Source organism: Pseudomonas sp. Z8(2022), from assembly GCF_025837155.1.
Classification (GTDB): domain Bacteria; phylum Pseudomonadota; class Gammaproteobacteria; order Pseudomonadales; family Pseudomonadaceae; genus Aquipseudomonas.
In genome coordinates, this window is record NZ_CP107549.1 from 2,377,123 (window position 1) to 2,390,038 (window position 12,916).

Annotated in this window: 13 protein-coding genes; 8 read left to right on the forward strand and 5 right to left on the reverse strand. The window is 62.3% G+C overall.

Annotated features, from left to right (window positions below; translation table 11 throughout):
- Window positions 1-15: 15 nt before the first annotated feature.
- Window positions 16-660: a GNAT family N-acetyltransferase gene (locus OEG79_RS11285; protein WP_264145116.1), complete on the reverse strand. Its 645-nt coding sequence runs from the start codon at window positions 658-660 to the stop codon at window positions 16-18.
- Between the two features lie 134 nt (window positions 661-794).
- Here OEG79_RS11285 and xthA point away from each other — a divergent pair, with 134 nt between their 5' ends.
- The 4 genes from xthA (at window position 795) to OEG79_RS11305 (ending at window position 4,428) form a co-directional block, all read left to right on the forward strand.
- The gene (gene xthA / locus OEG79_RS11290) at window positions 795-1,607 is read left to right on the forward strand and encodes an exodeoxyribonuclease III (RefSeq protein WP_264145117.1); all 813 of its coding nucleotides are present in this window, start codon (window positions 795-797) and stop codon (window positions 1,605-1,607) included.
- Between the two features lie 101 nt (window positions 1,608-1,708).
- On the forward strand, window positions 1,709-3,091 hold the full coding sequence (locus OEG79_RS11295; RefSeq protein WP_264145118.1) for a substrate-binding domain-containing protein: 1,383 nt from the start codon (window positions 1,709-1,711) through the stop codon (window positions 3,089-3,091).
- 164 nt (window positions 3,092-3,255) lie between these two features.
- Entirely contained in the window at window positions 3,256-4,245 is a 990-nt protein-coding gene (locus OEG79_RS11300) for a TerC family protein (RefSeq protein ID WP_264145119.1), read from the forward strand.
- A 9-nt stretch (window positions 4,246-4,254) separates the two neighbouring features.
- On the forward strand, window positions 4,255-4,428 hold the full coding sequence (locus OEG79_RS11305) for a hypothetical protein (RefSeq protein ID WP_264145120.1): 174 nt from the start codon (window positions 4,255-4,257) through the stop codon (window positions 4,426-4,428).
- Window positions 4,429-4,493: 65 nt separating this feature from the next.
- Here OEG79_RS11305 and OEG79_RS11310 read toward each other — a convergent pair whose 3' ends face one another.
- Window positions 4,494-5,723 (reverse strand): acyl-CoA dehydrogenase, encoded by a 1,230-nt coding sequence (locus OEG79_RS11310; protein WP_264145121.1) that lies wholly within the window; start codon window positions 5,721-5,723, stop codon window positions 4,494-4,496.
- A gap of 150 nt (window positions 5,724-5,873) precedes the next feature.
- Between OEG79_RS11310 and OEG79_RS11315 the strand changes: the two genes are divergently transcribed.
- Window positions 5,874-6,809 (forward strand): LysR family transcriptional regulator, encoded by a 936-nt coding sequence (locus tag OEG79_RS11315; RefSeq protein WP_264145122.1) that lies wholly within the window; start codon window positions 5,874-5,876, stop codon window positions 6,807-6,809.
- Window positions 6,810-6,871: 62 nt separating this feature from the next.
- Here the strand turns inward: OEG79_RS11315 and OEG79_RS11320 are convergent, their stop codons facing one another.
- Together OEG79_RS11320 and OEG79_RS11325 are read right to left on the reverse strand one after the other, a co-directional pair.
- The gene (locus OEG79_RS11320; RefSeq protein ID WP_264145123.1) at window positions 6,872-7,306 is read right to left on the reverse strand and encodes a DoxX family protein; all 435 of its coding nucleotides are present in this window, start codon (window positions 7,304-7,306) and stop codon (window positions 6,872-6,874) included.
- A gap of 104 nt (window positions 7,307-7,410) precedes the next feature.
- Window positions 7,411-8,826, reverse strand: coding sequence for a transglycosylase SLT domain-containing protein (locus tag OEG79_RS11325; protein ID WP_264145124.1), 1,416 nt, complete (start codon window positions 8,824-8,826; stop codon window positions 7,411-7,413).
- Between the two features lie 266 nt (window positions 8,827-9,092).
- Between OEG79_RS11325 and OEG79_RS11330 the strand changes: the two genes are divergently transcribed.
- From OEG79_RS11330 to OEG79_RS11340, 3 genes are all read left to right on the forward strand, one after another.
- Window positions 9,093-9,920 (forward strand): TatD family hydrolase, encoded by an 828-nt coding sequence (locus OEG79_RS11330; protein ID WP_264145125.1) that lies wholly within the window; start codon window positions 9,093-9,095, stop codon window positions 9,918-9,920.
- An 84-nt stretch (window positions 9,921-10,004) separates the two neighbouring features.
- A complete protein-coding gene (locus tag OEG79_RS11335) occupies window positions 10,005-11,471 on the forward strand; it encodes a methyl-accepting chemotaxis protein (protein ID WP_264145126.1) in 1,467 nt (488 codons plus the stop codon).
- A gap of 117 nt (window positions 11,472-11,588) precedes the next feature.
- Window positions 11,589-11,945, forward strand: coding sequence for an Mpo1-like protein (locus tag OEG79_RS11340; RefSeq protein ID WP_264145127.1), 357 nt, complete (start codon window positions 11,589-11,591; stop codon window positions 11,943-11,945).
- A gap of 30 nt (window positions 11,946-11,975) precedes the next feature.
- Here OEG79_RS11340 and OEG79_RS11345 read toward each other — a convergent pair whose 3' ends face one another.
- Window positions 11,976-12,773 carry an acyl-CoA thioesterase gene (locus OEG79_RS11345; RefSeq protein WP_264148712.1) on the reverse strand — a complete coding sequence of 266 codons (798 nt, stop codon included), beginning with the start codon at window positions 12,771-12,773 and terminating at the stop codon, window positions 11,976-11,978.
- Between the last annotated feature and the right edge of the window lie 143 nt (window positions 12,774-12,916).

The window sequence follows — 12,916 nt, forward strand, 5'->3', positions numbered from 1 at the left end:
CCAGACAGCCGGGGTTCAGGCGCTGGCGCGCACCACAGGTTGCGGGTTGGGATGGAAGAACACGTGCTCGACCACCGGGCCGATGGCCAGCTCGCCGACCTCCTCATAGCCATGCCGCCGATAGAACTCCAGATAACGGGCATTGCCGGTATCCAGCACCACACCTTGCGAACCGCTGTCCTGCGCGCACCAGTCGTGGAGTGCCTCGAGCAACTGCTCGCCACGATGCTGCCCCTGGAACTCGGGGTGAATGCCCAGCAGCGGCAGCACGTGATAAGGGCCAGGTGGCAGGCAGGCGAGTACGGCATCGTGGTACTCCAGATAGCGTCTGGTACAGCCGAACCCGGTACTCAACAGCATGCGCAGGCGCCAACTCCAGCTTTCGGTGATGTCCAGCCGTCGCTGCGGTGGGGCGATCAGCGCCGCGCCGATAAGTCGCTCGTCGATCAACAGGCCGATGGCCGGCAGATCCTCGGCGAAATGCTGCTGCACCAGCTCGCGAATCGTCGCGCGCACGCGCTGGTCGAAACCTGGGCGTTCGGCCTCGAACAGATAGGCGAAGGTCGGCTCGTGGCGATAGGCATGATAGAGCAGCGAGCGGACCTCCCGGGCGTAACCACCATCGAGCATGCGCACTTCTGCCGGACTGTTATGGGGCATGGCGGACCTCTGTTGTTATAGGTTGTGGGTCAGATGCACTACAGACCCTAGCACTGCCGCACGCCCCCTGCCAGGCGCTGGCCGTGAGCGCCGAGGATCGGCTAGCATCGCCTTTTGCCCAGGACCCGCTGCCCATGAAAATCGTCTCCTTCAATATCAACGGCCTGCGTGCGCGCCCTCATCAATTGCAGGCCCTGATAGAGAAACATCAGCCGGATGTGATCGGTCTGCAGGAAACCAAGGTGGCCGATGACCAGTTTCCCGAAGCGGAGATCCGCCAGCTTGGCTATCACGTGCATTACCACGGCCAGAAAGGCCACTACGGCGTCGCCCTGCTCTCGCGCCAGGAGCCGCTGAGCCTGCACAAGGGCTTTCCCGGTGATGGCGAGGACGCTCAGCGGCGCTTCATCTACGGCACCTTTGCCGATGCCAGTGGCAACCCCATCACCGTGATGAACGGCTACTTCCCCCAGGGCGAGAGTCGCGACCATCCGGTGAAATTCCCGGCCAAGCAGCGCTTCTATGCCGATCTGCAGCAGTTGCTGGTGGAGCGTTTCGACCCGCAGCAGGCTCTGGTGGTGATGGGCGATATCAACATCAGCCCCGAGGATTGCGACATCGGCATCGGCGAGCCCAATCGCCTGCGCTGGCTGAAAACCGGCAAGTGCAGCTTCCTGCCGGAAGAACGCGAATGGCTGGCCACCCTGAAGAACTGGGGGTTGGTAGACAGCTTCCGCCACCTCAACCCCGAAGTGAATGACCGCTTCAGCTGGTTCGACTATCGCAGCCGTGGGTTCGAGGACGATCCCAAGCGCGGCCTGCGCATCGACGTGATCCTCGCCAGCCAGCCGCTGCAGACGCGCTTCAAGGACGCCGGCATCGACTACGATCTGCGCGGCATGGACAAGCCGTCCGATCATGCGCCGATCTGGCTTGAGCTGAACTGACACGCGGGCGCATGTGCATGACGCGCGCCGTCACAAGACTGCAACCTGACTGACTTAATCTGCGCGGCACGTTCTTCCATCCTTAAGAAGGTGCCTGACGCATGCCGCGTGTCCAGCCCGCTGACCGTGACATCTGGGGCCGTACCCTGTCCCTGCTGGTGATCGGTTTCATCTGCTACGCCCTGCCCCTTTCCGTCTTCGCTGCCGCCCTGCCCGCATCCGAGAACAACCGCCCGGTGCTGCGCATTCAGGGCTCCAATACCATTGGCGCGAAGCTGGCCCCGGAGCTGGTAAAGGGGCTGTTCGCAGCTCAGGGGCTCCACGATATCCGCAGCGAGGACGGCGCCCGCGAAAACGAGCAGCGTGTGCTGGCGCGCCAGGACGATGGCCGTCTGGTAGTAGTCGAAGTGGCCGCTCACGGATCCGGCACGGGCTTCACTGCGCTCAAGGACGGCAGCGCCGACCTGGCCGCCTCGTCACGGCCGGTCAAAGACAACGAATCCGCCAGCCTGGCGTCACTGGGCGACCTGCGTAGTCCACAGGCCGAACAGGTCATCGCCATCGACGGTCTGGCGATCATCGTTCACCCGTCCAACCCTGTCTCTGCACTGAGCGTGGAGCAGATCGCAAAACTCTTCTCTGGCGAAATCGACGACTGGGCGGCGCTGGGTGGCAAACCAGGCAAGGTCCGCCCCTATGCTCGCGACGACAATTCCGGCACCTATGACACCTTCAGGGAACTGGTGCTGGCTCCGGCAGAACGCAGCCTCGCAGCCAACACGCAACGCTACGAGTCCAGCAATCAGTTGTCCGACTCGGTCAGCCAGGACCCGAATGGCATCGGCTTCATCGGCCTGCCGTACATTCGGCAGGCCAAGGCAGTCGCCGTCGCCGCCGGCGATTCTTATCCCATGCTGCCGACTACCACACTGATCGCCACCGAGGATTACCCGCTGGCGCGGCGCCTGTTTCTCTACAACGCTCCGCAGTTAAGCAATCCCTGGGCGCGCGCGCTGGTCTACTTCGCCCACAGCCCGCGTGGCCAGGCTATCGTCGCCGACAGCGGCTTCATCGCCCAGACCGTCCAGGCGATCAAGGTCGCGGCAGATGCACAGATGCCGGCGGATTACCGGCAACTTGCGCAGCAGGCGCAGCGGCTTTCGGTGAACTTCCGTTTCCAGGAAGGCAGCGCAACGCTGGACAACAAGGCCCACCGCGACCTGCAACGGGTGCTTGACTACCTCAGGCAACACGACAAGCTGCAGAACAAGGTGGTGCTGGTCGGCTTCGGTGATCCGAAGAGCGATCCCGAACGTGCCGAACTGCTGTCGAAACTGCGGGCGATGGCCGTGCGCCGCGAGCTGGCCAGAGAGGGTGTGCTGTTTCGCGAAATCACCGGCCTGGGCAGTGAGTTGCCGGTGGCGTCGAATGACCAGGACAACGGCCGCATCCGCAATCGCCGCGTTGAAGTCTGGGTTTATTGACACCAGAAAAATATTCCTCTTCAGGGGGCTTGGCAGACTGTCAACTCGGCGTTAGCCTTTGCACCGCGTGACGCCGGGCCCCTCTGGCGGTGAGTCTTCTCACCGTGATGTCGGAGTCACTGAGTGGATTTTCTTTCAACTCAGGCAGACATAAGGGAGGGCTCATGGACGCTCTACTTGCCTTTTTGACATCCCCCATCTTCGGTACACCTGGCTGGTTCTGGCTGGCCTTCCTGCTACTGATCCTCGTCCTTCTGGTACTCGACCTCGGCGTACTGCATCGCGATCAGCATGAAATCGGGATGCGCGAAAGCCTGTTGCTCTATTCCGGCTACTTCAGCGTCGGTGTCGCCTTCGGCGGCTGGATCTGGTGGCAGCTGGGCGGCACCAAGGCGATGGAGTACTACACCGGCTTTCTGGTGGAACAATCTCTGTCGATGGACAACGTCTTCGTCATGGCGATGATCCTCGGCTACTTCAACATCCCGCGTAAGTACCAGCATCGCGTGCTGTTCTGGGGCATCCTCGGGGTAATCGTGCTGCGCGCGATCATGATCGGTCTGGGCACGGCCCTGGTGCAGCAGTTCGACTGGATCCTCTACCTCTTCGGCGCCTTCCTGCTGTTCAGTGGCATCAAGATGCTGCGCAGCGGTAACGAGGAAGAGTCGCATCCGGACCTGGCGCAGAACCCGGTGATCCGCTTCGTGCGCAGGCACGTTCGCGTCACCGACGATCTGCACGAAGGCAGGTTTCTGGTACGCCTGCAGGACAAGGTCAGCGGCAAGCCGCTGCTGTACGCCACCCCACTGCTGCTGGCACTGGTGCTCATCGAGCTGGCCGATCTGGTCTTCGCTGTGGACAGCGTGCCGGCCGTGCTGGCCATTTCGCAGGATCCGTTCATCGTCTACACCTCGAACATCTTCGCCATTCTCGGTCTGCGTGCGCTTTACTTCGCCCTGGCTGCGCTGATGCACCGCTTCATCTATCTGAAGTACGCCCTGGCGCTGGTGCTGATGTACATCGGTGGCAAGATTTTCCTGCATGATCTGATCAAGGTACCCGCCCTGCTCTCGCTTGGCGTAACCTTGGGCCTGCTGGCCGGCGGTGTCATCCTGTCGCTGCTGAAGACGCGGGACAAAACCAGCACCACCTGAGGACCAGCGATGCCCGAAGTCCGCATTGAGCTCATCGAGCGCCACGGCCAGCGATTCTGGCAGGTGCGGTTCGGGCGGCGCATGCTGACCTTTCAGGAAGAACTGGCGGCACGTACCTTTGCCGCGCAGTTGCATACGCGCCTCGGCTGGTTGGGCCAGTTGAAGCGCTCGGACGACAGATAGCTCTGACAGACATAAAAAGAAAAGGCCCGCATGAGCGGGCCTTTTCTTTTTGCCAGTATCTGAATTCAGCGGCTGGCCTTCATCATCTCGCGCGGTACGTACTTGCCGATCTCGTACTTGCCGACAGCCGCACGGTGCACCTCGTCCGGGCCATCGGCCAGACGCAGGGTGCGCTGCATGGCATACCAGTAGGCCAGCGGGAAGTCATTGGAGACCCCCGCACCGCCGTGCATCTGGATCGCCCGGTCGATCACCTTGAGCGCCACGTTCGGCGCCACCACCTTGATCTGCGCGATTTCACTGGCGGCAATCTTGTTGCCGACGGTATCCATCATGTAGGCCGCATTCAGCGTCAGCAGACGCGCCTGGTTGATCTCCATGCGCGAATCGGCGATGTGATCGATATTGCCGCCCAGGCGTGCCAGCGGCTTGCCGAAGGCGGTGCGGCTGATGGCGCGCTTGCACATCAGTTCCAGCGCACGCTCGGCCATGCCGATCGACCGCATGCAGTGGTGGATGCGCCCTGGCCCGAGACGGCCCTGGGCAATCTCGAAACCCCGTCCCTCACCGAGCAGCACGTTTTCGTACGGCACGCGCACGTTCTCGAACAGCACTTCGGCATGGCCATGCGGAGCGTCGTCGTAGCCGAATACCGGCAGCGGACGCAACACGGTGACACCGGGCGCATCCATCGGCACCAGAATCATCGAATGCTGCTGGTGGCGCGGCGCATCCGGATTGGTCAGGCCCATGAAGATCATGACCTTGCAACGCGGATCGCAAGCACCGGAGGTCCACCACTTGCGGCCATTGATGACCCACTCGTCACCCTCGCGGCGGGCATTGGCCTGCATGTTGGTCGCGTCGCTGGAAGCCACGCCCGGTTCGGTCATAGCGAAGGCCGAACGAATCTCGCCGGAGAGCAGCGGCTCCAGCCATTGCTGCTTCTGCGCCTCGTTGCCGTAACGCACCAGCACCTCCATGTTGCCGGTATCCGGCGCGGCGCAGTTGAACGGCTCCGGACCGATCAGCGAGCGGCCCATGATTTCCGCCAGCGGCGCATATTCGGTATTGGTCAGGCCCGCGCCGTAGTCCGACTCGGGCAGGAACAGGTTCCACAGCCCTTCGGCCTTGGCCTTGCTCTTGAGCTCTTCCATGATTGCGGTCGGTTGCCAGCGATCACCCTCTGCCACCTGCTGCTCGAATACCGCTTCGGCCGGGTAGACGTGCGCCTCCATGAATGCGCTGACGCGCTCACGCAGCTCTTGAACCTTAGGGGAATAGGCAAAATCCATGGGGTTACCTGTTTTGTGACAAGGGGTGAGAGGTTGTGGAAATGATGCTAGAACAGCGCTTAAGATTTATCTAACCTATTTTCAGCGTGTATGAACATTCATAACCGATATATGATCGACTGATATCGACGCCTCTGGAGCACTACCGGCATGAACCTGACCAAGGTGGATCTCAACCTCTTCATCGTCTTTGACGCCATCTACACCGAGGCCAATCTGACCCGTGCCGGACAGATCGTCGGCATCACCCAGCCAGCGGTGTCCAACGCCCTGGCCCGCCTGCGCGAAACCTTCAACGACCCGCTGTTCGTGCGCACTGCACAGGGCATGGTGCCCACCCCCATGGCGCAGAACATCATCGGCCCGGTGCGCAACGCCCTGCAGCTGTTGCGCGTGTCCGTACAGGAAAGCCGCACCTTCAATCCGCAGCAGGCCGGCAAGACCTACCGCATCAGCATGACCGACCTGTCCGAGCAGATTCTCCTGCCGCCGCTGTTTCAGCGCCTGCGTCGCCTGGCACCCAACGTGTGCATCGAGAGCTTCCTGGCCAAACGCCGGGAAACCACCAAGGAGCTGGCCGCCGGCCGCCTCGACTTTGCCGTCGACGCGCCGCTCAATACCGATCCTCAGGTTCGGCATGTCAAGCTGCTGGATGATCGTTACGTCTGCGCCATGCGCCAGGGCCACCCGATGGCCAAGGAAAAGATCAGCCTCGACGAATACCTGTCGCTGACCCATATCCACATCTCCAGCCGCCGCAGCGGCCTCGGCTACGTTGATCTGGCACTGGGCAAGATGGGTATCCAGCGCAAGATCGCCCTGCGCTCGCAACACTATCTGATGGCCAGCAGCGTGATGCAGCAGACCGACATGGTGATGACCGTGCCGGAGCGCTTCGCCCGTCGCCACAACATGCATCACGTGACGCTGCCGGTCGGTGACGTTCCGGCCCTGGAGACCCACCTGTACTGGCATGAAAGCACCGATCAGGACCCGGCCAACCGCTGGATGCGCGAACAGATGATCGAACTGGCACAGCAGGTCACCGCGCAGGAGAAGAAGGCCGAGCAAGCCGCGACAGCCTGATCGCTCGAAGCCAGACGCAAGAAGGCCCGCATTTGCGGGCCTTCTCGTTGTTGCCGGAGGGATCAGTGAGCGAGCTTGCTGTCGACCGACAGCTTGCCGGCACCTTCGAACACCAGCGCCACGCTGATGGCCAGCAGCGCCAGAGCGAACTCGTAGCCGTTGTTGCTCATGAAGAAACCGTTGGCCAGATGCACGGTGAAGATCGCCACCAGCATGGTCACCGCCAGCACCGCAGCTGCCGGACGCACCAGCAGGCCGATGATCAGTGCCACGCCACCGAAGAACTCGGCGCTGCCCGCCATCAGCGCCATCAGGTAGCCCGGAGCCAGGCCAATGCTTTCCATCCATTGGGCGACGCCCGCCAGACCGTAACCGCCAAACCATCCGAACAGCTTCTGCGCGCCGTGAGCGGCGAAGGTAATGCCGGCGATGATGCGCAGGATGGTGATACCGAAACCGGCCTGGCTGGCGGTGATGCTTTTGATCAGGTTGTTCATGCAAGGCTTCCTTTGAGGTGTTGGTTAGATGGCGCACAGAATATCCAATTTATTCGATAATAAAATAGCAAATAGCCGTTTAAATAGATCGAATAGATAGATATTTAATTGGCCGTCAGACGCCGTCCCTGCGGTTCGAGCAAATAGCGCTCACGGTCATAAGCAAGGTAGTACTTGTTAACCGCATTCACATAGCTCACCACACCCATCCCCATCTGCTCCATGGCCACACGCTCGACCTGGAAGAACCATTGATTGGGATTGAGCCCCCGCCTGCGTGCCTCGGCGCGCAGACTCTGCACCCGTTGCGGGCCCAGGTTGTAGCCCGCCAGTACGAAGGCCATGCGCTCACGCTCGTTGAGCTGCGGACTGTTGAAGAAATTGCGTCGGATCATCGCCAGGTACTTGCTGCTGGCCTGAACGTTGCCGTTGATGTTCTGGATATTGCTCACCCCCACGCTGCGCGCCGCCGCCGGCGTGATCTGCATCAGCCCCGTCGCACCACTCGCACCGCGCGCCGACGGATTCAGAGTCGATTCCTTGAACGCCAGAGCAGCCAGCATCAGCCAGTCGAACCCCTGCTGTTCGGCATGCTGTTGCAGCACCGGGCGCACCTTTTCCAGACGCTGCCTTTCGGCACGCCCCAGTGGCGAATGCACCTTGTACAGGCGGCGATAAACCCGCTGGAATGTAGCGTCCTGGTCAGCCGGAGCCTGATAGCTGCTGAAGAAACGGTCGATGCTGGCGCGCAGCATCGGCGCATCGGGGCGCACGAACCATTTCATGTCGCCATCACGCGCCAGCACCAGATGCCGGTCGACGCGCAGCTTGGGCATCACCTTGGCCCAGCGCTCGGCGATCGGCAGTTCCACCGCAGTTCGCTCGAATATGCCGGCCTGGACCATCTCCAAGACGTCTTCGACCGCCAGAGAGGGATCGACCCACTCGACCACTATCGGTGGCAGCTTGCGCTCGGCCAGTAGCTGGTTGATACGGTGCAATGCCTCGCCCACGGCGCTGCCCGCCGGCAACGACAGGCTGCGGCCGGCCAACTGCTCGAGTTTGCTGTAATGCCGGTTGCCCTGCTTGGAAACCAGCACCAGCGGCACTTCGCGACGAATCGCCGTACTGGCACTGACATCATGCCCGGTGCGCACATCGAGCAACTCGCCAGGCGCCACCAGATCCCCCTCACCACGCTGCAATGCACCAAGCAATTGATCCTTGGCCTTGGGAATGATCTTCAGTGTGAGGCTGCGGCCATCACGGGCATTGCGGTTGAGGTATTGCTCGAAAGCGCGCAGGCGGTGGTATTCGACGCCAATACTCTGCCCCTTGACCGAACCTGAACTGTTGCGACTCTGATTGACCAGTACGCGCAACTCGCCGCTGCTGCGGATCGCCGGCAGATCGCGACTGCCGAGCGTCTGGCTGCCGACCTCGGACGGGCCGGCCAGACGCGCGCTGACCGGCAGCGGCAGCATGGCCAACAGGCACAGAATCAGCAGCAATCGCGACATCGACTCTCCGGAAAATGGGTGGTCGCCCAAGCCTTTGCTGGCCTGCTGCTCGCCGATGCGCGACAGACGGTTGCAGACCCTGAATCCGCCAAACAGTTTCCCAAGGCTGGCGGGGGCGCGGAGATTGGCACACCCAAGTGCCACGGCGCCACCCCACAACCTCGCATCAACCTTTAAAACGGCAAACAAGTGGTTGTTTTAAATCGACTTCCTGACGAACGGAGGGCTTCTGCTATTCTGCCCGTTCGCGTTCAACAGGTGGCACCATGCAGCTCATCGATATTGCCGTCAATCTCACCCACCCCAGCCTTGCCGTGCAGGCCGAAGCCCTGCTCGAGCGCGCTTACGCAGCCGGCGTGTGCCAGATGGTGCTGACCGGCACCAGTCTGAACGAAAGCGAGGCCAGCCTAGCACTTTGCCGACAGCTGGATGCCAGCGGCGAGCGTCTGTTCTGCACCGCCGGGGTTCATCCGCACGACGCCAGCTCGTGGGACAGTGCCAGCAGCACCGCGCTCAAGTCACTGTTGGCGCAGCCGCAAACGCGCGCCGTGGGTGAATGCGGGCTGGATTTCGACCGTGATTTTTCCCCGCGCCCAGCCCAGGAGAAAGCGCTGGAGGAACAGCTGGCCCTGGCTGTCGAGTTGCAGATACCGGCATTTCTCCACGAGCGTGAAGCCAGCCAGCGCATGCTGGAAATCCTGCGCAACTATCGCGATCAGTTGCCCGCCGCCGTGGTGCACTGCTTCACCGGCGAGCGCCGTGCACTCTATGCCTATCTCGATCTCGACCTGCACATCGGCATCACCGGCTGGGTCTGCGACGAGCGCCGTGGCACGCATCTGCACCCCTTGCTCAAGGACATTCCCGGCGAGCGTCTGATGCTGGAGACCGACGCGCCCTTCCTGTTACCCCGCAGTTTGCGCCCCAAACCAAGGAGCGGGCGCAACGAGCCGGCCTTTCTCGGCGAGGTACTGCGCGAGGTAGCCCTGCATCGCGGCCAGAGCGAACAGGCGCTGGCCACGCAAACCACGGCCTGCGCCCGGGCATTCTTCGGGATGCCCGCCATACTAGAGAGACCTGCACCGGAGTTTTGATTGACGTCAAGACTCCGACTTTTTTCCAAGGCATACTGGTGGCAAATAGCCAACAGTGAACGTAGCGAGACGGATAACCACAGCATGGGCGCCTGGATCAGCAATCTCTCTCTCAAGTACAAGTTCTGGGCGGTCAATGCCGTTGCCTTCGTTATCAGTCTGATGCTGGTGCTGTTCGCCCTGCATATCGAGCAGCAAGCCCGCAGCAGCGATGCCAGGCTGGCCGCCGCCGAGCAGGCGCGCCTGCTGCAACAGTGGCCACAGCAGGCGCCATTGCCCGGCACGACCAACATTCAGGTGCTGCAGGGCAACAGCCTGCCGGGCGCTCAGGGCGCAGCTGACGCCAGCGGTTGGCAGACAATCCAGCACGATGCCTGGTTTGGTGATTCGCCTGTGATCGGCGCGCAGCGGGTCACCCTCAGCGACGGACGCAACCTGGCGGTCACGGCCCGCGCACCCAGTCTGCTTGACCTGTTTGCCCAGCACGCCCTCACCTACGCCCTTGCGGTCGCAGTGCTGATGCTCCTGCTGCTGGCCGCTTCGCAGTTGCTGATCCGCTTCCTGCTCAGCCACCTCAACACCCTCAAGGACGTAATGCTGCAGGCCGAGCGCAGTGGCGACCTGTCGTTGCGCGTGCCACTGGAAAGCCGCGATGAGGTCGGCCAGATGGCTGCAGCATTCAATGCCATGCAGGCCGGTTACCAGCGCGTGGTCGGCACGGTCGGCCAGGTCGCCAACGAACTGAACAGTGGCACCCGTGACATGGCCGAGCGCATGGATGCAGTGCGCCAGGGCATGCTCAGCCAGCAGAGCGAAACCGATCAGGCTGCCACCGCGATCAACGAGATGTCGGCAACCGTGCAGCACATCGCCGAGCACGCCGGCACCACCCGCGATCAGTCGCTGAACGCCGATCAACTGGCCCGCGCCGGCCAGCAGGTGGTCGAACGCGTCGAGCAGTCCATCGCGGCGCTGTCTCAGGGTGTGCAGCAAAGTGCCGGCAGCATCGAGCGTCTGGCCGAAGACAGCCAGCACATCAGCCGCGTGGTCGGGGTGATCCATGGTATCGCCGAGCAGACCAACCTGCTGGCCCTCAACGCCGCCATCGAAGCTGCCCGCGCCGGTGAAATGGGCCGAGGCTTCGCCGTGGTCGCCGACGAGGTACGCAACCTCGCCAAACGCGTGCAGGAATCCACCGACGAGATCACCCAGATGATCGGTAATCTGCAGGACGGCACCCGTGACGCTGTGGAGTTCATGCGCGAAAGCTCGGAAAACGCCAACCACTGCGTACAGCTGGCGCAGGAGGCCGGCGAATCGCTGGCAGCGATCACCGCCGCCGTGACTCTGATGCGTGACAGCAATACGCAGATCGCCGTGGCCGCAACCCAGCAAAGCCAAGTTGCCGAGGAAATGAGCCGCTCGGTGGTCGGCATCCGCGACGTCACCGAGCAGACGGTCGGCCAGACCCTCGATTCGGCCGCAATCAGCCAGCAGCTCGCCCAGCTCGCAGGCGAGCTGAGCAAGGCCATCAGTCAACTGCGGCTGTAGATCCCCGCCGGCTAGATGGCGTGATCAGGCATCAACCTATCTGCGCCATAGCCAGCGGCAATTCGTCGAGCACTCGCGACAACCCTAGACTCACGCCATCTAGTCGAGGGTTGCATCATGAGCAAACGTCATACCGATCTGCTGTCCTGGCAATGGCGCCACTATGCCGACCAGCACAGGCACCCCACCAATCTGTTGCTGCACCTGATCGCCGTACCGCTGTTTCTGCTGTCACTGATACTGCTGGCGATCGGGCTCTGGCACATGGGCTTCATACCCGTGGTTCTTGGCGCCATCGGCCTCTATGCCGCCCTGGCCCTGCAGGCGCATGGTCATCGCCTGGAGCAGAATCAGCCGGAACCTTTCACTGGCAAGCGAGATGCATTCAAGCGCCTGTTGCTGGAACAGTGCATCACCTTTCCGCGCTTCGTGTTCACTGGCGGCTGGTGGCGCGCCTGGCGCAAACGCAGGTAGTCGGGCCGGCCTCAACCGCGCCTTATCTGATTAGCCAAACACCGTGACGGTCTGCCGGCTAAGGGCGATCAACTGACCAGCCGAGCTCCACAGCGCAGCAGCCACATGACCGTAACCATCGCGGGCATGTTCGATGTCCGCGTGATACAGGCACCAGTCGTCACTGGTGAGACTCTGCAACGGCTGAACGAACTCGATGGTCCAGGTCAGCGAGCTGCCTGGGGCCGGGCTTTTCAGATGCGACAGCAGCGCCGGCGGCCAGGCATCGACCAGCGCCAGCAGGTGAGCCTCGCTGAGCGCCTGCGGCTCGCCGTCCTCGCGCAAGCGCACCCAGCCACCCATCTGTCGTGACGGATTGTTGCTGAACGGCATGCCACCGACGCCCCAGCGCATGGCCAGAAAACGTGTGAATTCCGGTGTGACATTGCGCACGTAAGACAGCTCCTGGCACTGCTCTACCGGCGGCATCTGCGGCGCGGCAAGCGCCTGCACTGAGATTGCCGACGGACGGGAGGCGCCGAAACTGCCCTGCACCACCGTCACCACCTGACCGTCCTGAACGGCGCGCAGAAGCATCTGGCTGACGGCCTTGCCTTCACGCAGCACTTCGGCCTGGAAGCTGACCGGCACATCCGGTGCCGCCGGGCCGACGAAGGTGATCGCCAGCGAGCGCACAGGTCGCCCCTCCGGTACCTTGGCGCGCATCGCCTCGAAAGCCAGCGCTGCAACCAGCCCGCCGAAACTCGCACGCCCTTGACCCCATTCGGGTGGAATCATCACCGCCTCGGGATTGCGACGCACCGCATCGAGCATCTCGGAAAAGACCATACGCACCTCATGACTCATGGATGGCGACGATCTTAGGGGATGGCACCAACCGAACGATAGCCCGAGAAAAGGCCTGAACGGTCATATTGCCGGCGAGAATGTCGCCCTATCGGCCTGGGGAAAATCGCCATGCAGTGCCAGCA